Below are 22,115 nucleotides of genomic sequence, written 5' to 3'. Positions count from 1 at the left end.
AAATGAGAAGGGAAATATATATGTATTGGTATCTAACACTATCACAGATACTCTAATCGGGTTAAATCAGGGCTGTTATTCATGAGTGAAGAAGGGTTTGGGACGAATAATCTTGATGAGCGGGTCCGTCAGCTAGAGCGGAAAATTGTTGATCTAGAAGCCCTCATCAAAGGTCTGACTGACGAAATGCTGGATATGAAGGCTGTTGTTATGAAATTGAAAAAGGAACAGCGTCCACCACCGGTCATCCAGGCAGTAGCACCACCGATATCACGGGGAAAAGTTGAGCGTGAATCTGCAGAAGCTGATAAGGATTTGGCAAAACCTCCCGTTACACCGCCTCGTGACAAAATTACCCTGAAGATGCAGCCGGATGGAACACTTCAGCCAGAGAAAGATATGGGTGAGGATATAATCATAGCGTCAGCCCGTGATGCCAGAAGCCGGTACAAAGACCAGCATCAACGGAGTGGACAGAGTGATCTCATTATTGCTGAAGACAAAGAGCCAACTGAAGACTCGTAATATTTGAATAAAATACCCTTCCTTGCTCTGGTGTAAGGATTTGCATATCACACAGCTTGAAATTGATAATTTCAAATCTTTTGGGAGAAAAACAAAAATCCCATTTTTACCAGGATTTACTGTAATTTCAGGACCAAATGGATCTGGAAAAAGCAATATTATTGATTGTATTCTATTTGCCCTTGCACTTTCTTCATCCCGTCATCTGCGTGCCGAGCGACTGACTGATCTTATCAATCTGAATAATGATCGGAATACTGCAGAAGTTGAGATTACTTTTTCTGACGGGACTGTTATCAGACGCAGGATTAAACGAACCGAGAATACCTATTACAATTACCTGTATCTGAATGGTCGACCCTGCAGGCAGGGTGAACTGTTAGAATTTTTAGCTGGCCATGGAATTGTCCCTCATGGGTATAATGTCGTCATGCAGGGGGATATCAACCGGATCATCGAGATGAGTGACTCAGAACGGAGAAAGATCATCGATGAGATTGCAGGAGTTGCAGAGTTTGATGCAAAAAAGGAACTTGCCTTGCAAGAGTTATCCCAGGTTCGTGAACGGATGGCTGAAGAGTCCGTTCATATTGAGGAACTGAGTATACGTCTCACTCAACTGGAAAAACAGAAAGAACAAGCGGTGTTATTTCGAACACTCCATGATGAGCTTAAAAATCTGACGAGGTGCCGATCTGCTGCTCGTCTCTCCGCCCTGAAGAAAGATCAGGATGCTCTTTTGATGGGTATTACTGAAGAAAAGGATCAGGTTATTCAGATAGATGGAGATATTTCGTGGAAATCGCATGAACGTGATTTCATCCGGGAAGAAATTGCAGCAATTGATCAGAAAATCGCTGCAAAAACAGGCAGTGATTATATGGCTCTGGTCTCCCGGATTGCTGAAGCAAAAGCTTCAATTGATAGTCTCCATCGGACTATTGATCGGGCTTTACGAGAAAAGGAAGAAGCAAACAAGAGGCTATCCGACATATTTACTGGGGTAAAAAGACAGGAAGAGCGAGTTCAGGCCCGTGATAATGAGATGCGTAGTCTGATGATAGATCGGACAAACCTTTCGATGACAGCTACAGCGGTTCAGAATGAGTTTGATAGGATCTCTTCTTCAATTGCGCAAGAGACAAAAGGTCTTGAAGAGGAAGAATCTCGTCTCGATTCTTTGAGATTTGAGATAAACCGCCTCAAAGAAGAACGTGGTGAGTTGCTTCAGGAGCAAAACCTGCTTATCGAACGCTCCCGAATGCGAAGTGCTGAAGAGGACCGTCTGACTTCCCGGATATATTCGCTGGATAAAGATCTAAAAGAGAAGGATGAGGATATTGCCGGCCTTACTATAGCTCTTGCCCGCCTTACCGAAGAGAAAAAAGAGCATGACAAGAAAATGGCAAATCTTGATACAGCCCTCTATTCTCAAAGGGAAGAACATGAGCGTTTGATACGACAGATTCGGGATCTTAAAGTTGAGATTGGCAGGAAGGAAGCTCAACAACAGGCTCAGGGCCGGTACAGCCGTGCGATGGAAGCAGTTCTGGGAATGGATGGTGTTTTTGGAACAATTGGAGATCTGGGAACATGTAAACCAGAATATTCAACAGCATTGAATGTTGCTGCTGGAGGAAAAATCCATTTTGTTGTTGTAGAAACCGATCAAATCGCCGCTGATGCTATCCGGTATCTGCAGGATCATAAACTCGGCCGTGTGACATTTCTTCCTCTCAATAAAATAAGACCAAAACCGCTTCCACCCCTCCCTCCTGGATCAGATGTTATTGGATTTGCACTTGACCTTCTTGATTATGATCCACGGTTTGATAGTGCATTTCGTGTTGTTTTTGGTTCCACACTGATACTTGATACTCTTGAACATGCTCGCAGGCGTATTGGGTCATCACGGATGGTTACTTTGGATGGTTCATTGATTGAGCCATCTGGATCGATGACTGGAGGGAGTATTAAAAAGGACACTGGGGGATTTGGCTCAACCTCTGTGGATGAGTTAAAACACCTGACCTTACAGTTATCTCATCTGACTGCTGAAGAGGAGATGATATCCGAGTCGCTTAAACAACAGACTGTCGAGCGGGATGAAGTGCAGAAGCGAAGACTTGAACTGGAAGCCGCTGTTGTACGGGCCAAAGGTCAGTTGGAGTCTGCAGAAGCTGCAAAATCCTCTTTACTATCAGAAAAAGAATCACTTCAGGTACAACGCGATGCAACTCCTGGAGTGGTTCATGGAGGGACCAATGACCTTGCAGTGATTGAGAAGGCTATTGAGGAAAAGAACCAGAGTATCACCCGAATTCAGATTTCAATAAATGAGATCGCAGACCGCTTATCTGATACTGGCATCCCTCTTTTATATGAGCAACGTGAAGAAGCAGAACGGCAGAAGACAGAGATACAAAGGCGCCTGCATAACAAGGAACAGGAAATAAGCGAAATCCGGATGGAACTTTCTTTCGCACAAAAAACTGTTGAAGAAGAACGGCAACAAATGGAACGCATTCGTGAAAAAGTCAAACAGTATGATGATGAGGTTCGGGAATGTCAGGAAGAAATTATTATAAAAGAGAAGGTAATTTCCGAAGCCGAATCCACCGTTGCTGAATTTTCTCAGGAAATTGAAGATCTGAGAGCAGAACGGGGCGTTCTTTCTAAAAAATCTGATGATTTTGATCTAGAGGTTCGTGAATTTATCAGTAAAAAAGACCGTGTCCTGTTGAAGATAGAAAGCATGGAAGAAAAATCCCAGATTCTTGCTCAAGAGATTTCATCACTTGCAGAACAAGCCGGTGATTGTGTTACCGATTTGACTGAAGATGAGATAGAAATCAGGGTACAAAAAACAACAATCTCAATTGAGAAACTGGGCGATGTGAATATGCGGGCAATTGAAGAGTATGATCAGGTCTATGCCGTTGTAACGGACCGTATGTCTCGTGTGGAAATATTAGAACGTGAATTATCAGATATCAAAGACCGAATAGAATTCTTTTCAAAGAAAAAGTATGAAGCCTTTCATGAAGCATTTACCACGATTGATACAAATTTCAGGGACATTTTTTCACGTCTGACGATGGGCACAGGTGAGTTAAAACTGGAAAATCCGGAAGATCCATTTACTGGAGGGCTTTCATTTGCAGTCCAGCCCAGGGATAAAAAAGTACATCATCTTACTGCTCTTTCCGGAGGAGAAAAATCTCTTACTACTCTTGCTTTCATTTTTTCAATTCAAAAGTACATTCCGGCACCATTCTATGCATTTGATGAGGTGGATATGAATCTGGATGGGTCAAATGTTGTGAGAATTGCAGATATGATTCGTGAATTATCGAATAAATCTCAGTTTATTAATATTTCTCTTCGGAAGCCTATGATAGATGCAGCTGATAGGATTCTGGGAGTTACTATCCGGCCGGATAAAACAAGTCTAGTTACGGGAGTGAGTATGGATGACTCATGATCCTGTTGAGATCTTGGTAAAAATGGCAGAGCAGGGTGAGATAGATCCCTGGAATATTAATATCATTGAAGTAACCGACCGGTTTTTTGCTGAAATGGAGAAACAGGAAATGCTTGATCTTCGTCTTTCAGCGCGAACTCTCTTATATGCTGCTACACTTCTTCGAATCAAATCAGATTATCTCAAAGAAACTTCCTGTGTTTCAGATGAAGAAGACGAATATTGTGGTTTAACTGACGATGATTCTGATCCCCACAATCCGGGATTGCCTTTTCATGATCCTGTATCTTTGCTTGAGCATGAGATCAAGCGTCGTTTGGAACGCAAAAACATGCGGAAACAACCAATTACTCTGTATGATCTGATAAATCTTCTTCGAAATGCTGAAAAAGAAGAGCGACGGCGCCAACGTGAGGTCTGGAGTTTTGACGGACTAGTTTATACCGAAGAAGTCGTGTCAATCGCTCATGAAGAAGCCTACCAGGAAAGTGCTATGCAGGTTCTGTCCTGCTTTGCCGATTGCGCTACTTCCGGGGGCACAGTCACCTTATCAGATATGGCGAATCGGCTTTCATGGCCTCCGGTTCATGTCTTTATTCCCTTGTTATTCCTTATGCATGAAGGATATCTCGAGATCATTCAGGAGACATTTTTTGGCGAGGTGTATATTTCTCCCTTGCCGGGACTCTATGCGGTGAATCATGAATATCAGAGTATCAGTACGAACTGAAACTGCGCTATAGAGACAATAGAGATCTCCAGAGATCTAACCAGTTCCTGTTTCAGATGTATAATTTTGAAAAAATATCGTTAAAAAATTGAATTAGAAAATATCGGGTGATGAACCAGAGGCAGACTGAATATTATATGGTGGCCGAAATTTTCCTTCAGATTCAGGATATCTATATATGTGACTTCGATCAACTATTGTATCCCACACGCTTCCTGAAACATCAGGAGCCGGCGGCCGGGGAATGTTTGCTTCGGAAGGTAAATACAAAAGTATATAACCTTCAGGGAGCAACGTAAGAGGCCGTTTTAATGGAGAGCCGACGAATGCATTGAAGTGCAGTATCGGTTCTGACATAGGAATACTGGTAATGTGGATATCTGTCTACATCTGCCAATACTTTAAGTGATACAGTGTGCGAGAAATTTGGAAATTCTGGTTGATCCTGCCAGAGGCCACTGCTATCGGGGTTTGACTAAGCCATGCGAGTCGAGAGGTGTAAGACCTCGGCGTACTGCTCAGTAACACGTGGACAATCTGCCCTGAAGTGGAGGATAATCCCGGGAAACTGGGGGTAATACTCCATAGTTCGTGCTGACTGGAATGTTATGCGAACGAAAGATCCGTCGCTTCAGGATGAGTCTGCGGCCGATTAGGTAGTTGTTGGGGTAACGGCCCAACAAGCCTGTCATCGGTACGGGTTGTGGGAGCAAGAGCCCGGAGATGGATTCTGAGACACGAATCCAGGCCCTACGGGGCGCAGCAGGCGCGAAAACTTTACCATGCGGGCAACCGTGATAAGGAAACCCCGAGTGCCAGCACAGGCTGGCTGTCCGCCAGTGTAAATAACTGGTGAAGAAAGGGCCGGGCAAGACCGGTGCCAGCCGCCGCGGTAATACCGGCGGCTCGAGTGGTGGCCACTATTACTGGGCTTAAAGGGTCCGTAGCTTGATATGCAAGTCTCTTGAGAAATCCGCCAGCTTAACTGGTGGGCGTTCAGGGGAAACTGCATTTCTAGGGACCGGGAGAGGTGAGAGGTACTGCCGGGGTAGGAGTGAAATCCTGTAATCCCGGTGGGACCACCTATGGCGAAGGCATCTCACCAGAACGGGTCCGACAGTGAGGGACGAAAGCTGGGGGAGCAAACCGGATTAGATACCCGGGTAGTCCCAGCTGTAAACGATGCGCGTTAGGTGTGTCAGTGACCACGTGTCACTGAGGTGCCGAAGGGAAACCGTGAAACGCGCCGCCTGGGGAGTACGGTCGCAAGGCTGAAACTTAAAGGAATTGGCGGGGGAGCACCACAACGGGTGGAGCCTGCGGTTTAATCGGACTCAACGCCGGGAATCTCACCGGATAAGACAGCTGAATGATAGTCGGGATGAAGACTCTACTTGACTAGCTGAGAGGAGGTGCATGGCCGTCGTCAGTTCGTACTGTGAAGCATCCTGTTTAGTCAGGCAACGAGCGAGACCCACGCGAGCAGTTGCCAGCTTGACCTTCGGGTTGATGGGGACACTGCTCGGACCGCCTCTGCTAAAGGGGAGGAAGGAATGGGCAACGGTAGGTCAGCATGCCCCGAATTATCCGGGCTACACGCGGGCTACAATGGATAGGACAATGGGTTTCTACACCGAGAGGTGATGACAATCTCCTAAACCTATCCGAAGTTCGGATTGCGGGTTGTAACTCACCCGCATGAAGCTGGAATCCGTAGTAATCGCGTTTCAACATAGCGCGGTGAATATGTCCCTGCTCCTTGCACACACCGCCCGTCAAACCACCCGAGTGAGGTCTTGATGAGGATGTATCTCTGATATGTTCGAATCTGGGTTTTGCAAGGGGGGTTAAGTCGTAACAAGGTAGCCGTAGGGGAATCTGCGGCTGGATCACCTCCTAACGAAATGAAAGTAGTAGCAGATGCAGACAGACCATAGAGTTGCCAGTGTTCCGGAATGGAATCAGAGGGCTCGTAGCTCAGTTGGAAGAGCGCGGCGTTTGCAACGCCGAGGCCTGGGGTTCAAATCCCCACGGGTCCACTGGTGTTAGATTTTAGATGCACCCGGTCTGGCGACAGATCCGGGGAAGGGCTTGAGACCCCGTGAAACCGGGGCAATGATACGCTGTGTAAAGGAGACGCAGAAAGAGATCACTAGGCGTTTCTGGACGTTACATGGGTTTGAAGAAACTACAAAGACGTTCTTACGCCTGTCAGTGGATGGCTCGGTTCGGGTGCCGACGAAGGGCGTGCCAAGCTGCGATAAGCTCCGGGTAGGCGCAAGGAGCCATTGAACCGGAGATCCCCGAATAGGACATCCAGATGCGTTCTGCATCATTCCGTCATCGGAAAGGGAACGCCCCGAATTGAAACATCTTAGTAGGGGCAGGAGAAGAAACCAACCGGGATGTCGTTAGTAGAGGCGATCGAACACGACAGAGTTCAAACCGAATCCTTCGGGAGATGTGGTGTATGGACCGCAGCAAAAGACATGCATTCAGAACTGAAGTTGCCTGGAACGGTGTACCAGAGAGGGTGACAGTCCCGTATGTGTATGAATGTATGCTTGAGCGGTATCCTGAGTAACGTGGGTCGGAATTCCCGCGTGAATGTGGGGGTCATCAACCTCCAAAACTAAATACTCCCCGAAACCGATAGCGTAGTAGTAGCGTGAGCGAAAGCTGAAAAGCAACCCTGGAAAGGTGTTGAAAAGTGCCTGAAACTGACAGGTTATCGCGTGATATGGCACGAAAGGATCTTCAAAGCGAAGGAACTCGTTGCAAGACGGTAGTACGGGTTTTGTTGCCGGTGTCATATCGTACGTTTTGAAGAACGGGCCAGAGAGTTTATTCTGTTGGCGACGGTTAATTTCTATGAAAGAAGCCAAAGGGAAACCAACAAGTCCGCAGCCGCAAGGTCAGGGACGACGTACTACCAGTGCGTGAAGTCAGCAGGATAAGACCCGAAGCCCGGCGATCTATGCGTGGGCAGGTTGAAGCGTGCCGAAAGGTGCGTGGAGGACCGCAAGCGGTTTTGATATGCAAATCATTCGCGTGACCTGCGTATAGGAGTGAAAGATTAATCGAGCCGGGCATCAGCTGGTTCCTCTCGAAACATGCCGTAGCATGACCTGGCCTGAGATAGACAGTGAGGTAGAGCACTGATTGGGGAAGCTGGGGGCGAAAGTCCTCACTCTCCTGTCAAACTCCAAATTCCCTGTCATCTGAGACGGCCGGAAGTCCGCATTACGGGGTAAGCTTGTAATGCGTAAGGGAGACAACCCAGACCGTGGTTAATGTCCCTCAGTGCAGGCTCAGTGTAAACACTGAAAGTAGTCCTGGGTCAAAGACAACTGGGAGGTGAGCTTAGAAGCAGCTACCCTTTAAAAAGTGCGTAACAGCTTACCAGTCAAGATTCAGGGCGCTGAAAATGGACGGGGCTTAAGCCTGCCACAGATACCACGGACCATATAATAGTATGATGGCGTAGAGAGGCGTCCTGCATGGGCGGAAGCAGGGTTGCAAGATCCTGTGGACCGTGTAGGAATGAAAATTCTGGCAGTAGTAGAAGCTTAAGATTGGTGAGAATCCAATCCGCCGCAGGGGCTAGGTTTCCTCGACAATGTTCGTCAGTCGAGGGTTAGTCGGTCCTAAGACGTACCGTAATTCGAGTACGCCGAAAGGGAAACAGGTTAATATTCCTGTACCTGCATCAAACAATCCTGACGCTTTCGGATAGGCATTGCGGAGCCGTCGCTCCGTCTAAGCTGGATATGAAATTGGAGTACCGTAATGGTGAGAATTTTTCTAAACGGTGATGGGGTAACAATGCTGATTCCAGGAGCCCGTGAAAAGGGTGATGTAGTCCGTACCGAGAACTGACACAGGTGCCCCTCGCTGAGAAGGCGAAGGCGTGTCGGGAGTAATCGTGTTAAGGGAACTCGGCAAATTAGCCCTGTAACTTTGGGATAAGGGGTGCCTGCCCAGCGATTGGGCAGGTCGCAGTGACAAGATCGCTCCGACTGTCTAATAACAACATAGCAGACTGCAACTCCGAAAGGACTCGTATAGTCTGTGATTCCTGCCCAGTGCGAGTATCTGAACACCGGGTTCAACCGGACGAAGGACTCGTAAACGGCGGGGGTAACTATGACCCTCTTAAGGTAGCGTAGTACCTTGTCGCTTAATTGGCGACTTGCATGAATGGAATAACGAGAGCGATACTGTCCCTAACACGAACCCGTTGAACCTTTTGTACTAGTGCAGAGACTAGTGACTCCTTATGGGAAGTGAAGACCCCGTGGAGCTTTACTGCAGCCTGTCGTTGGGTTACGGTATTACCTGCGCAGGGTAGATGGGAGACGTCGATCCAACCCTTGTGGGGGTTGGTTAGTCAACGATGAGACACCATCCTGGTTTTATTGTAATTCTAACTGATTTATCAGGACATCGATAGGTAGGCAGTTTGGGTGGGGCGCCACACCCTCGAAAAAATATCAAGGGTGCCCTAAGGTCAACTCAAGCGGGTCAGAAACCCGCTGAAGAGTGTCAAGAGCAAAAGTTGGCCTGACGCGATTTCGCATAGCAAGAAATCGCGAGAGGAAACTCGGGTCTAACGAACCAATACGCCCTGTTGATGAGGGCTATTGACTACAGAAAAGCTACCCCGGGGATAACAGAGTCGTCGCCGGCAAGAGCACATATCGACCCGGCGGCTTGCTACCTCGATGTCGGTTCTTTCCATCCTGGCTGTGCAGCAGCAGCCAAGGGTGAGGTTGTTCGCCTATTAAAGGGGATCGTGAGCTGGGTTTAGACCGTCGTGAGACAGGTCGGTTACTATCTATAAGGAGTGTCGGAAGTCTGAAGGCAAGAGTGAAATAGTACGAGAGGAACTTTCACTCGGCGCCTCTGGTCGATCGGTTGTCTGACAAGGCATGGCCGAGCAGCTACGCGCCAAGAGATAAAAGCTGAAAGCATCTAAGCTTGAAACTCAGCCTGAACAAGAGACTTCATTAAAGACCCGGGTAAAAGACCCGGTTGATAGGTTCGGGATGTAAGCACGAAGGCAACGACGTGTTCAGTCCGCGAATACTAATAGTCCTAATAACGTCAAATTCAGTTTCTCAAACCCAGACGAAATCCTGAAACGCTACTGATTCTTTTCCTGCGTCTCCAACACTGTCCAAGCCAGGCCAAGATGGCGGAGCGGCCACGCGGTTGACTGCAGATCAACTACACTCCGGTTCAAATCCGGATCTTGGCTCTCAATAGCGGCCACAGCAGGTGTGTTACACCCGTTCCCTTTCCGAACACGGAAGTTAAGACACCTCACGTGGATGATGGTACTGAGGTACGCGAGTCCTCGGGAAACCTTCCTCGCTGCTATTGTTCAATGAAAAAATGATCTATTCTTGAATTGTTCTTCTTGTTATTATTGTAAATTGTTATATTGATTTGATTTTTGAGTTTAATGGTCGATTGCCGTTTTTTCTATTTCGTGTCTCTACTTAAGCATGAGATCAAGTGTCTTTAAAACGGAAAAACACGCGGAAATAACCAATTACTCTGTATGATCTGATAAATCTTCTTCGAAATGCTGAAAAAGAAGAGCGACGGCGCCAACGTGAGGTCTGGAGTTTTGACGGACTTGTTTATACCGAAGAAGTCGTGTCAATCGCTCATGAAGAAGCCTACCAGGAAAGTGCCATGCAGGTTCTGTCCTGCTTTGCCGATTGCGCTACTTCCGGGGGCACAGTCACCTTATCAGATATGGCGAATCGGCTTTCATGGCCTCCGGTTCATGTTTTTATTCCCTTGTTATTCCTTATGCATGAAGGATATCTCGAGATCATTCAGGAGACATTTTTTGGCGAGGTGTATATTTCTCCCTTGCCGGGACTCTATGCGGTGAATCATGAATATCAAAGTATCAGTACGAACTGAAACTGCGCTATAGAGACAATAGAGATCTCCAGAGATCTAACCAGTTCCTGTTTCAGATGTATAATTTTGAAATAATATCGTTATAAAATTGAATTAGAAAACATCGGGTGATGAACCAGAGGCAGACTGAATATTATATGGTGGCCGAAATTTTCCTTCAGATTCAGGATATCTATATATGTGACTTCGATCAATTATTGTATCCCACACGCTTCCTGAAACATCAGGAGCCGGCGGCCGGGGAATGTTTGCTTCGGAAGGTAAATACAAAAGTATATAACCTTCAGGGAGCAACGTAAGAGGCCGTTTTAATGGAGAGCCGACGAATGCATTGAAGTGCAGTATCGGTTCTGACATAGGAATACTGGTAATGTGGATATCTGTCTACATCTGCCAATACTTTAAGTGATACAGTGTGCGAGAAATTTGGAAATTCTGGTTGATCCTGCCAGAGGCCACTGCTATCGGGGTTTGACTAAGCCATGCGAGTCGAGAGGTGTAAGACCTCGGCGTACTGCTCAGTAACACGTGGACAATCTGCCCTGAAGTGGAGGATAATCCCGGGAAACTGGGGGTAATACTCCATAGTTCGTGCTGACTGGAATGTTATGCGAACGAAAGATCCGTCGCTTCAGGATGAGTCTGCGGCCGATTAGGTAGTTGTTGGGGTAACGGCCCAACAAGCCTGTCATCGGTACGGGTTGTGGGAGCAAGAGCCCGGAGATGGATTCTGAGACACGAATCCAGGCCCTACGGGGCGCAGCAGGCGCGAAAACTTTACCATGCGGGCAACCGTGATAAGGAAACCCCGAGTGCCAGCACAGGCTGGCTGTCCGCCAGTGTAAATAACTGGTGAAGAAAGGGCCGGGCAAGACCGGTGCCAGCCGCCGCGGTAATACCGGCGGCTCGAGTGGTGGCCACTATTACTGGGCTTAAAGGGTCCGTAGCTTGATATGCAAGTCTCTTGAGAAATCCGCCAGCTTAACTGGTGGGCGTTCAGGGGAAACTGCATTTCTAGGGACCGGGAGAGGTGAGAGGTACTGCCGGGGTAGGAGTGAAATCCTGTAATCCCGGTGGGACCACCTATGGCGAAGGCATCTCACCAGAACGGGTCCGACAGTGAGGGACGAAAGCTGGGGGAGCAAACCGGATTAGATACCCGGGTAGTCCCAGCTGTAAACGATGCGCGTTAGGTGTGTCAGTGACCACGTGTCACTGAGGTGCCGAAGGGAAACCGTGAAACGCGCCGCCTGGGGAGTACGGTCGCAAGGCTGAAACTTAAAGGAATTGGCGGGGGAGCACCACAACGGGTGGAGCCTGCGGTTTAATCGGACTCAACGCCGGGAATCTCACCGGATAAGACAGCTGAATGATAGTCGGGATGAAGACTCTACTTGACTAGCTGAGAGGAGGTGCATGGCCGTCGTCAGTTCGTACTGTGAAGCATCCTGTTTAGTCAGGCAACGAGCGAGACCCACGCGAGCAGTTGCCAGCTTGACCTTCGGGTTGATGGGGACACTGCTCGGACCGCCTCTGCTAAAGGGGAGGAAGGAATGGGCAACGGTAGGTCAGCATGCCCCGAATTATCCGGGCTACACGCGGGCTACAATGGATAGGACAATGGGTTTCTACACCGAGAGGTGATGACAATCTCCTAAACCTATCCGAAGTTCGGATTGCGGGTTGTAACTCACCCGCATGAAGCTGGAATCCGTAGTAATCGCGTTTCAACATAGCGCGGTGAATATGTCCCTGCTCCTTGCACACACCGCCCGTCAAACCACCCGAGTGAGGTCTTGATGAGGATGTATCTCTGATATGTTCGAATCTGGGTTTTGCAAGGGGGGTTAAGTCGTAACAAGGTAGCCGTAGGGGAATCTGCGGCTGGATCACCTCCTAACGAAATGAAAGTAGTAGCAGATGCAGACAGACCATAGAGTTGCCAGTGTTCCGGAATGGAATCAGAGGGCTCGTAGCTCAGTTGGAAGAGCGCGGCGTTTGCAACGCCGAGGCCTGGGGTTCAAATCCCCACGGGTCCACTGGTGTTAGATTTTAGATGCACCCGGTCTGGCGACAGATCCGGGGAAGGGCTTGAGACCCCGTGAAACCGGGGCAATGATACGCTGTGTAAAGGAGACGCAGAAAGAGATCACTAGGCGTTTCTGGACGTTACATGGGTTTGAAGAAACTACAAAGACGTTCTTACGCCTGTCAGTGGATGGCTCGGTTCGGGTGCCGACGAAGGGCGTGCCAAGCTGCGATAAGCTCCGGGTAGGCGCAAGGAGCCATTGAACCGGAGATCCCCGAATAGGACATCCAGATGCGTTCTGCATCATTCCGTCATCGGAAAGGGAACGCCCCGAATTGAAACATCTTAGTAGGGGCAGGAGAAGAAACCAACCGGGATGTCGTTAGTAGAGGCGATCGAACACGACAGAGTTCAAACCGAATCCTTCGGGAGATGTGGTGTATGGACCGCAGCAAAAGACATGCATTCAGAACTGAAGTTGCCTGGAACGGTGTACCAGAGAGGGTGACAGTCCCGTATGTGTATGAATGTATGCTTGAGCGGTATCCTGAGTAACGTGGGTCGGAATTCCCGCGTGAATGTGGGGGTCATCAACCTCCAAAACTAAATACTCCCCGAAACCGATAGCGTAGTAGTAGCGTGAGCGAAAGCTGAAAAGCAACCCTGGAAAGGTGTTGAAAAGTGCCTGAAACTGACAGGTTATCGCGTGATATGGCACGAAAGGATCTTCAAAGCGAAGGAACTCGTTGCAAGACGGTAGTACGGGTTTTGTTGCCGGTGTCATATCGTACGTTTTGAAGAACGGGCCAGAGAGTTTATTCTGTTGGCGACGGTTAATTTCTATGAAAGAAGCCAAAGGGAAACCAACAAGTCCGCAGCCGCAAGGTCAGGGACGACGTACTACCAGTGCGTGAAGTCAGCAGGATAAGACCCGAAGCCCGGCGATCTATGCGTGGGCAGGTTGAAGCGTGCCGAAAGGTGCGTGGAGGACCGCAAGCGGTTTTGATATGCAAATCATTCGCGTGACCTGCGTATAGGAGTGAAAGATTAATCGAGCCGGGCATCAGCTGGTTCCTCTCGAAACATGCCGTAGCATGACCTGGCCTGAGATAGACAGTGAGGTAGAGCACTGATTGGGGAAGCTGGGGGCGAAAGTCCTCACTCTCCTGTCAAACTCCAAATTCCCTGTCATCTGAGACGGCCGGAAGTCCGCATTACGGGGTAAGCTTGTAATGCGTAAGGGAGACAACCCAGACCGTGGTTAATGTCCCTCAGTGCAGGCTCAGTGTAAACACTGAAAGTAGTCCTGGGTCAAAGACAACTGGGAGGTGAGCTTAGAAGCAGCTACCCTTTAAAAAGTGCGTAACAGCTTACCAGTCAAGATTCAGGGCGCTGAAAATGGACGGGGCTTAAGCCTGCCACAGATACCACGGACCATATAATAGTATGATGGCGTAGAGAGGCGTCCTGCATGGGCGGAAGCAGGGTTGCAAGATCCTGTGGACCGTGTAGGAATGAAAATTCTGGCAGTAGTAGAAGCTTAAGATTGGTGAGAATCCAATCCGCCGCAGGGGCTAGGTTTCCTCGACAATGTTCGTCAGTCGAGGGTTAGTCGGTCCTAAGACGTACCGTAATTCGAGTACGCCGAAAGGGAAACAGGTTAATATTCCTGTACCTGCATCAAACAATCCTGACGCTTTCGGATAGGCATTGCGGAGCCGTCGCTCCGTCTAAGCTGGATATGAAATTGGAGTACCGTAATGGTGAGAATTTTTCTAAACGGTGATGGGGTAACAATGCTGATTCCAGGAGCCCGTGAAAAGGGTGATGTAGTCCGTACCGAGAACTGACACAGGTGCCCCTCGCTGAGAAGGCGAAGGCGTGTCGGGAGTAATCGTGTTAAGGGAACTCGGCAAATTAGCCCTGTAACTTTGGGATAAGGGGTGCCTGCCCAGCGATTGGGCAGGTCGCAGTGACAAGATCGCTCCGACTGTCTAATAACAACATAGCAGACTGCAACTCCGAAAGGACTCGTATAGTCTGTGATTCCTGCCCAGTGCGAGTATCTGAACACCGGGTTCAACCGGACGAAGGACTCGTAAACGGCGGGGGTAACTATGACCCTCTTAAGGTAGCGTAGTACCTTGTCGCTTAATTGGCGACTTGCATGAATGGAATAACGAGAGCGATACTGTCCCTAACACGAACCCGTTGAACCTTTTGTACTAGTGCAGAGACTAGTGACTCCTTATGGGAAGTGAAGACCCCGTGGAGCTTTACTGCAGCCTGTCGTTGGGTTACGGTATTACCTGCGCAGGGTAGATGGGAGACGTCGATCCAACCCTTGTGGGGGTTGGTTAGTCAACGATGAGACACCATCCTGGTTTTATTGTAATTCTAACTGATTTATCAGGACATCGATAGGTAGGCAGTTTGGGTGGGGCGCCACACCCTCGAAAAAATATCAAGGGTGCCCTAAGGTCAACTCAAGCGGGTCAGAAACCCGCTGAAGAGTGTCAAGAGCAAAAGTTGGCCTGACGCGATTTCGCATAGCAAGAAATCGCGAGAGGAAACTCGGGTCTAACGAACCAATACGCCCTGTTGATGAGGGCTATTGACTACAGAAAAGCTACCCCGGGGATAACAGAGTCGTCGCCGGCAAGAGCACATATCGACCCGGCGGCTTGCTACCTCGATGTCGGTTCTTTCCATCCTGGCTGTGCAGCAGCAGCCAAGGGTGAGGTTGTTCGCCTATTAAAGGGGATCGTGAGCTGGGTTTAGACCGTCGTGAGACAGGTCGGTTACTATCTATAAGGAGTGTCGGAAGTCTGAAGGCAAGAGTGAAATAGTACGAGAGGAACTTTCACTCGGCGCCTCTGGTCGATCGGTTGTCTGACAAGGCATGGCCGAGCAGCTACGCGCCAAGAGATAAAAGCTGAAAGCATCTAAGCTTGAAACTCAGCCTGAACAAGAGACTTCATTAAAGACCCGGGTAAAAGACCCGGTTGATAGGTTCGGGATGTAAGCACGAAGGCAACGACGTGTTCAGTCCGCGAATACTAATAGTCCTAATAACGTCAAATTCAGTTTCTCAAACCCAGACGAAATCCTGAAACGCTACTGATTCTTTTCCTGCGTCTCCAACACTGTCCAAGCCAGGCCAAGATGGCGGAGCGGCCACGCGGTTGACTGCAGATCAACTACACTCCGGTTCAAATCCGGATCTTGGCTCTCAATAGCGGCCACAGCAGGTGTGTTACACCCGTTCCCTTTCCGAACACGGAAGTTAAGACACCTCACGTGGATGATGGTACTGAGGTACGCGAGTCCTCGGGAAACCTTCCTCGCTGCTATTGTTCAATGAAAAAATGATCTATTCTTGAATTGTTCTTCTTGTTATTATTGTAAATTGTTACATTGTGTTACCTTGTTCCTCATTATCTGGAAAAACTCATATATTTAACAGTTCTAGAGGATACTGAAAATTGTATGATGAGAATTTATAATATTATCTGTGTGTCTTTTCTTTTATTGACTACCTCCGCAATTGTATGTGCAACGGGAAATGAAAGCCAAATATCAGAGGCTTTTTTTATTGATTTAACTATTTCAGAAAATTCTATTGAAATTGGAGATACGTTTCTGATTGAAGGATATATTGTCCCATCTTTATTATCACATCCGGGAGACAGAATTTTACTGCAGGTTACTTCTCCCAAGGGTAGTCGTGCAGGTGTCTATTATCAACAGCGTGTAAACTCTGAAGGACTATTTAGTCTTGAGATGAATGCAGATGCGATAGGTGACTGGAGTTTTAATGCCAGGTATGGAGAATACTCAAGCCCATCAGTGCCATTAAAAGTTACTCCCAGATTACGTGTAAAAGAGACTGAGCTCACATTATCAGGTCCATTTAATACTGTCTTTAAAGGAGATAATGTTCAGATGAGCGGATGGCTTCGCGATATAGAAGGAAATGGTATCGGGTATCGACAAGTTTCGTATTCTTTTGGATTACCCTCGTATAGTTGTGCTCTGTGCGAAGATGATACGAGAAGGATTTGGCAAACTTTAGGTCCGGTTACAACGGATGAGATTGGTTATTTCGAATTTTCATTTCCTGCACGTGATAATGGGAAGTATGCAGTGAAGGCAACATTCCCCGGAGATGAAATATATGGACAAAGTGATTCTGAAATAGCATATCCTGTAGTTTTGTAACGAAAGGAAAAATCGGGATTATCCCGGTATAGCATACTTCTTTTCTAATGCATTTGCTCCGAATGTTGTAATGGTAACAAGTGCCAGATACACTAATGCTACTGCGAAAAATGTTTCATTATATGCAAAATATTTAAGTGATGAATATTTAATCAGATAAATAAATTCATTGGATATTCCTGGAATTGACCGTCTTAATGCCTGAGGTAAAACAATATTTAATACAGCCTGATTTTTTGTCATTCCCAGTGCTTTCGCTGCAATAAGCTGACCCTCTTTCACTGAAAGAATTGACCCTCTAATATATTCTGAATTATATGAACTATTACATAAAATAAAACCGAGAACTGATGCAACAAAAGGAGTCAATACAATTCCAAAAGAAGGCAGACCGAAATACAAAATAAATAAGAGAAGTAGTAAGGGGCACCCTCGGAAAAAAATGGCATATAATTGCATCAACCAAGTCAGTCCTTTACCTCCATACACTCTCCCACATGCAACTCCTATACCTATGAGTAATCCAATAGGTGCAGTTACTGCAACAAGAGCAAGGGTCATGAGTAAACCGTTTCCAAAGGCCGGAATCATGACGTCAAAAATAAATGTTGTCTGATCCATTTTTCTGGTTTATTGACTGTATTCTCTGAATTCTCCGATAAAAGCTTTACATCGTTCAAAATTCGGATTATTCAGTAGTTCATCTGGTGACCCTTCTTCCTTAATATGCCCATGTTCCATGAAACAAATTTTATTCGCAACAGAACATGCAAACCCCATTTCATGGGTGACGACTAACATGGTCATACCTTGTTGTGATAATTTTTTCATTACTTCAAGAACTTCTCTGGTAAGTTCCGGATCAAGAGCACTTGTTGGTTCATCAAAGAGCATAATGTCCGGATCCATTGCCAGGGCCCGGGCAATTGACACTCTTTGTGCTTGTCCTCCAGATAATTCGGCAGGGTAATGATTAGCCCAGTCTGCCATGCCAACCTGTTTCAATTCAAACATTGCTTTTTCTCTTGCTTCTTTGGCTGACATTTTTTTTACTTTGAGAAGAGCGATTTCAACATTTTTTACTGCAGTGAGATGATCAAACAAGAAAAAATTTTGAAATACCATGCCAATTTTCTGTCTGAAGTAATTTATCCGGGGACCAGCATGAGTGACTTCTTCTTCATTGAGGAATATCTTTCCACTATCCGGAATAGTGAGCTGATTTATACACCGAAGGAGCGTACTTTTTCCAGTACCAGATGGACCAATGAAGCATATTGTCTCACCTTTTTTAACTTTTATTGATACACCTTTTAGTACTTCATTCGTTCCAAATGCTTTTTTAACCTCTTCAACCCGTAAAATATATTTTTCTTCAGTCATGTAATTATGACCCTCCTGGTCCGAACCCGGGAATTTCAATTTTTTTCTCAAGCATATGGATACCTGTCGTGCCTACATAACTCAAAAGAATAAATATGACCGCACATGCCAGATAAATTGGTAAAGTAACATAGGTTTGAGAAACAATCTGTGATGATCGAGTGAGTAGTTCAGCTACTCCAATAGCATAACATACAGATGATTCTGTTAAAATTTCAGGGTATTGATTAGACCATCCTGGGAGTGCAATTCTCATAGCCTGAGGCAAAATGACACTTCTTATTGCCTGAAATCTGGACATACCAAGTGATCGTGCTGCAGTCATCTGTCCTTCAGATATTGATTGGATTGCTCCTCTGAAAACTTGTGACTGATAAGCTGCACCCCACAACCCCAAAACAACTGCTCCAACATAAAATGCAGGAAAATCAAAACCCAATGCAGGAAATATACCAAAATAAAACAAAAAGAGAAGGACAAGGACAGGAAGACCTCTGAAAAACCAGACATATATGGATATTCCAGTCCTGACTGGCAAAGAGCCATATACTTGTCCTAATGCCATAGGAAGACCAAGACCGACTCCGATTATAAGGGCTGATGCAACAAGTCCAAGAGTCAGGACAATACCGCTGAAAAGATACGGAAACCAGTCAATTAGAATCTCTATAACCATAATCAGTAAAACTCCGACCTAAACATCATGGCTTCCCAGAGTTCTTTATTCGACTCTTTGATACATGACGTAAGGCATGGGACGTATTGTATTCAATAATAGGTGATAAGAAAAGATGAAATGTTTTATTCCATCTCATATTTTTGTTGTAATTCGATCCACTTTGGAGATGCCATCAGGTGAGCCAGTCCTTCATTAATCGTCTCAAGAAGTTCTGGGTCAGTCTTTCGAATAGCAACACCATAATCTTCACCTGTATCAATTTCACCGATTATGTGAAGTGGTTTTCCTGAAATTGCATCCATCATTGGTGGTCTGTCGTAAATTGCGAAATCAATCCGCTTATTTTGGAGATCTGTTGCGACCAGTGGGAAATTATCGTATGTTACCAACATATCGGCTGACATCACACTCTTATTGACAAGGTTTTCTTCTACCCAGAAAGCTCCGGTAGTTCCGCGCTGTGCACCTACTTTTCCGGTTCCGGCCATAAAGTCATCCATTGTCAAGTTTGTATCATCATGTACCGCAACAGATTGGTTAATTTTCAAATATGGGGTGCTAAAGTTAACTACTTCTTTCCGTTCATCTGTTATGGTCATACCTGAATAGACCATGTCAATCTTGCCAGCCTGAAGTGCAGGAATAATTCCATCCCATGCCATTGCTTGAATCTTGACGTTAAAGCCCATATCATCAGCAATCCACTTGACTGATTCCACATCAAATCCTTGTGGCTCACCATTTTTATCGATAAAACTGTATGGTGGATATTCGCCGTCAATTCCAACAATGTATGTTGGTTTGTCTGAAATAGCTGCTTCAGATGTAGTTTCTGGAGAGATAATTTCACCTGACTGTTCCGCGGGTTTTTCCGTGCATCCACATAGGCACACACCTATGAGAACAAAGATACCCAGAATCACAGATACAACCTTTTTGTCCATCATCAAACGTTTTTATCAGAACTCATTTATCCGTTTTGCTTTTGTTTTCATAATTCTATCCCGATAAATTTAGGTATATAAATCATAATGGACATTCGTATGTGAATCATTTCCTAATACATATGTACGAGGCAGACAATACCATCAATGATGAAGAAAAGTGTATTAGTACTAGTCTCTCTCATCGGACTGGTAGCCTTATTGTTTGTATGTGGATGTACGACAACAGAGCAACCTGCATCAACACCTGAAGCAAATGTACAAACAACAGAGTCAGCTCCTGTCACTCAAAGCACAGCAGATTTTTATAGAGTAGGAATTGATGCAGCTTATCAGCCATTTTCAATGGTAGGTCCTGATGGAAAAGCGACCGGGTTTGATGTAGATTCAATGAAATGGATCGCGAAAGATCAGGGATTTGAAGTAGAATTTATTCCAATCGCATGGGATGGAATTATTCCTGCACTCCAGGCAAGCAAGATTGATCTTGTGTATGCAGGGATGACCATCACTGATGAAAGGAAAGAAAAAGTAAACTTTTCAAAGCCATACTGGACCGTCAATCAGATGGTGGTTGTGAAAGAAGGTTCTCCGATAACATTAGATCAGGTAAAGAATGGATCTGTAATTATTGGAACTCAGCGTGGATGTACTGCTGCAATCTGGATTGATGAAAACCTTGTTAACAAGAGTCTCATGTCTGCAGCGAATCTGAAATTATATGACAATACACCATTGGCAGTTGATGATCTGGTGTCTGGTCGTATTGATGCAGTTATGTATGACAGTACCGTAATGAATGACATCATTGCAGGTAAACCTGTTGCAAAAATTGGTATGGTAGAGACTAATGAGGATTTCGGCATTGCTGTGCGGAAGGATGATACAGAACTGCTTGAAAAACTGAATGCAGGTCTTGACAAATTAATGGCATCCCCTGACTGGGAAGCTTTGAAACAGAAATATAAAATGGAATAATCCATCTCCTTTTTCCGAATAGCATAAACCTGATCATGATAAATCTGTCAGAGATATCCTGGTCCGGATTATATGCATCATGAATTTTAGACAGCAAAATTTAATTCCTCTCCTGTATGCTACATTATCAGCAGTATTTTTTGGGAGCTGTGCTCCGGTTACCAAATATTTTGTCTCTGATATTGAACCCCTCATGTTAGCTGCTCTCTTTTATCTTGGCAGCGGGCTTGGTATGCTTACATTGATTATTGGGTGCAGAATATTCCGAAGAGGAAAACCACCTTCAGATTCACCAGTAACCATTCATGATCTGCCTTATCTTGCTGGAATGTCTGTTTTTGGCGGAATATTAGCACCTGTTGTCTTAATGTATTCGATGAAAGAAACACAGGCGGCAACTGGATCCCTCTTATTGAATTTCGAACCTGTTGCTACCGGGCTTTTTGCAGCATTTATTTTTCAGGAAGCTGTTGGAAAACGGATCTGGGGGGCTATGGTACTGATTACCATGTCCTGTCTCCTTTTATCATATGATCCATCAGGGATTTTTGGATTATCTCTGGGCGCTGCTGGAGTTTTACTGGCATGTATTTTTTGGGCACTCGATAACAATATCAGCAGGAGAGTGTCTGGAAAAGATCCTTTTTCATGTATAATGATAAAAGGGCTTTCTGCAGGATTGTGCACTGGTTTTATAGCAATTCTCATAGGAGAACATCTGCCTTCTTATGTTGAAGTGCCTATGTTCCTTTTGATTGGTTTTTTTAGTTATGGTGGCCTTGCGAGTGTATTTTTTTTATTGGCTCTCCGTTCTATTGGTACTGCACGAACAGGTTTATTTTTAGCGTTATCTCCATTTTTTGGAGTTTTATTCTCATTTTTATTGTTTCATGAACCTATTCATCAGGCATTTCCACTTGCATTTCTGATCATGATTCTTGGAGTATATTTGTTGGTCAGTGAAAAACATGCCCATATACACACACATGTTCCCTTGGTTCATGATCACCGTCATGCACATAACGACCTTCATCATGATCATGTTCATGGTTCCCACGTACCACCGGTATCATCAACTGGTGAACATAGTCATCTACATGCACATAAGGAGATAACTCATGATCATCCTCACAAACCAGATCTCCATCATCAGCATGAGCATAAAATATGAATGTTCAATCCAAAGAAAGATCAATCAAAAA

At 46.0% G+C, this 22,115-nt stretch carries 11 protein-coding genes, 4 tRNA genes and 6 rRNA genes; 17 read left to right on the top strand and 4 right to left on the bottom strand.

What is annotated here, in order from left to right:
- Positions 1 to 81: 81 nt before the first annotated feature.
- The 15 genes from KSK55_RS06440 (at position 82) to KSK55_RS06370 (ending at position 16,929) form a co-directional block, all read left to right on the top strand.
- Positions 82 to 525, top strand: a complete 444-nt coding sequence (locus tag KSK55_RS06440; RefSeq protein ID WP_214420483.1) for a DUF7518 family protein — start codon at positions 82 to 84, stop codon at positions 523 to 525.
- Positions 526 to 565: 40 nt separating this feature from the next.
- Complete coding sequence (gene smc / locus KSK55_RS06435; RefSeq protein ID WP_218608608.1) at positions 566 to 4,009, top strand: chromosome segregation protein SMC; 3,444 nt, start codon at positions 566 to 568, stop codon at positions 4,007 to 4,009.
- Positions 3,999 to 4,739: a segregation and condensation protein A gene (locus tag KSK55_RS06430; RefSeq protein ID WP_218608607.1), complete on the top strand. Its 741-nt coding sequence runs from the start codon at positions 3,999 to 4,001 to the stop codon at positions 4,737 to 4,739. The genes smc and KSK55_RS06430 overlap by 11 nt, the downstream gene beginning before the upstream one ends.
- A gap of 432 nt (positions 4,740 to 5,171) precedes the next feature.
- A 16S ribosomal RNA gene (locus tag KSK55_RS06425) occupies positions 5,172 to 6,637 on the top strand.
- A 68-nt stretch (positions 6,638 to 6,705) separates the two neighbouring features.
- Positions 6,706 to 6,778, top strand: a tRNA-Ala gene (locus KSK55_RS06420).
- 151 nt (positions 6,779 to 6,929) lie between these two features.
- Positions 6,930 to 9,852: ribosomal RNA gene (locus KSK55_RS06415) — 23S ribosomal RNA — on the top strand.
- 75 nt (positions 9,853 to 9,927) lie between these two features.
- Positions 9,928 to 9,999, top strand: a tRNA-Cys gene (locus KSK55_RS06410).
- 3 nt (positions 10,000 to 10,002) lie between these two features.
- Positions 10,003 to 10,124 (top strand): 5S ribosomal RNA (gene rrf, locus KSK55_RS06405).
- A 279-nt stretch (positions 10,125 to 10,403) separates the two neighbouring features.
- Complete coding sequence (locus KSK55_RS06400; RefSeq protein WP_256664235.1) at positions 10,404 to 10,679, top strand: hypothetical protein; 276 nt, start codon at positions 10,404 to 10,406, stop codon at positions 10,677 to 10,679.
- 432 nt (positions 10,680 to 11,111) lie between these two features.
- Positions 11,112 to 12,577, top strand: a 16S ribosomal RNA gene (locus tag KSK55_RS06395).
- A 68-nt stretch (positions 12,578 to 12,645) separates the two neighbouring features.
- Positions 12,646 to 12,718 (top strand) — tRNA-Ala (locus KSK55_RS06390).
- 151 nt (positions 12,719 to 12,869) lie between these two features.
- Positions 12,870 to 15,792 (top strand): 23S ribosomal RNA (locus KSK55_RS06385).
- Between the two features lie 75 nt (positions 15,793 to 15,867).
- Positions 15,868 to 15,939: transfer RNA gene (locus KSK55_RS06380), tRNA-Cys, on the top strand.
- Between the two features lie 3 nt (positions 15,940 to 15,942).
- Positions 15,943 to 16,064, top strand: a 5S ribosomal RNA gene (rrf, locus tag KSK55_RS06375).
- Together the 16S, 23S and 5S rRNA genes with 4 tRNA genes alongside form the textbook arrangement of a ribosomal RNA operon.
- Before the next feature lie 133 nt (positions 16,065 to 16,197).
- On the top strand, positions 16,198 to 16,929 hold the full coding sequence (locus KSK55_RS06370; protein ID WP_218608606.1) for a hypothetical protein: 732 nt from the start codon (positions 16,198 to 16,200) through the stop codon (positions 16,927 to 16,929).
- Positions 16,930 to 16,947: 18 nt separating this feature from the next.
- Here the strand turns inward: KSK55_RS06370 and KSK55_RS06365 are convergent, their stop codons facing one another.
- The 4 genes from KSK55_RS06365 to KSK55_RS06350 all read right to left on the bottom strand — a co-directional run bounded on the left by KSK55_RS06365 (position 16,948) and on the right by KSK55_RS06350 (position 19,938).
- The gene (locus tag KSK55_RS06365; protein ID WP_218608605.1) at positions 16,948 to 17,550 is read right to left on the bottom strand and encodes an amino acid ABC transporter permease; all 603 of its coding nucleotides are present in this window, start codon (positions 17,548 to 17,550) and stop codon (positions 16,948 to 16,950) included.
- Between the two features lie 9 nt (positions 17,551 to 17,559).
- Positions 17,560 to 18,312 (bottom strand): amino acid ABC transporter ATP-binding protein, encoded by a 753-nt coding sequence (locus KSK55_RS06360; protein WP_218608604.1) that lies wholly within the window; start codon positions 18,310 to 18,312, stop codon positions 17,560 to 17,562.
- A gap of 4 nt (positions 18,313 to 18,316) precedes the next feature.
- Entirely contained in the window at positions 18,317 to 18,988 is a 672-nt protein-coding gene (locus tag KSK55_RS06355; RefSeq protein ID WP_371816488.1) for an amino acid ABC transporter permease, read from the bottom strand.
- A gap of 125 nt (positions 18,989 to 19,113) precedes the next feature.
- Positions 19,114 to 19,938: an ABC transporter substrate-binding protein gene (locus tag KSK55_RS06350; RefSeq protein ID WP_256664234.1), complete on the bottom strand. Its 825-nt coding sequence runs from the start codon at positions 19,936 to 19,938 to the stop codon at positions 19,114 to 19,116.
- A 144-nt stretch (positions 19,939 to 20,082) separates the two neighbouring features.
- Here KSK55_RS06350 and KSK55_RS06345 point away from each other — a divergent pair, with 144 nt between their 5' ends.
- Together KSK55_RS06345 and KSK55_RS06340 are read left to right on the top strand one after the other, a co-directional pair.
- Positions 20,083 to 20,913 carry a basic amino acid ABC transporter substrate-binding protein gene (locus KSK55_RS06345; protein ID WP_218608603.1) on the top strand — a complete coding sequence of 277 codons (831 nt, stop codon included), beginning with the start codon at positions 20,083 to 20,085 and terminating at the stop codon, positions 20,911 to 20,913.
- 79 nt (positions 20,914 to 20,992) lie between these two features.
- Entirely contained in the window at positions 20,993 to 22,084 is a 1,092-nt protein-coding gene (locus tag KSK55_RS06340) for a DMT family transporter (RefSeq protein WP_218608602.1), read from the top strand.
- Positions 22,085 to 22,115: the final 31 nt, after the last annotated feature.

It is taken from the genome of Methanospirillum hungatei (assembly GCF_019263745.1).
Lineage (GTDB): Archaea > Halobacteriota > Methanomicrobia > Methanomicrobiales > Methanospirillaceae > Methanospirillum > Methanospirillum purgamenti.
The sequence above is the reverse complement of the archived record's forward strand: the minus strand, read 5'-3'. Positions and strand labels throughout refer to the sequence as shown.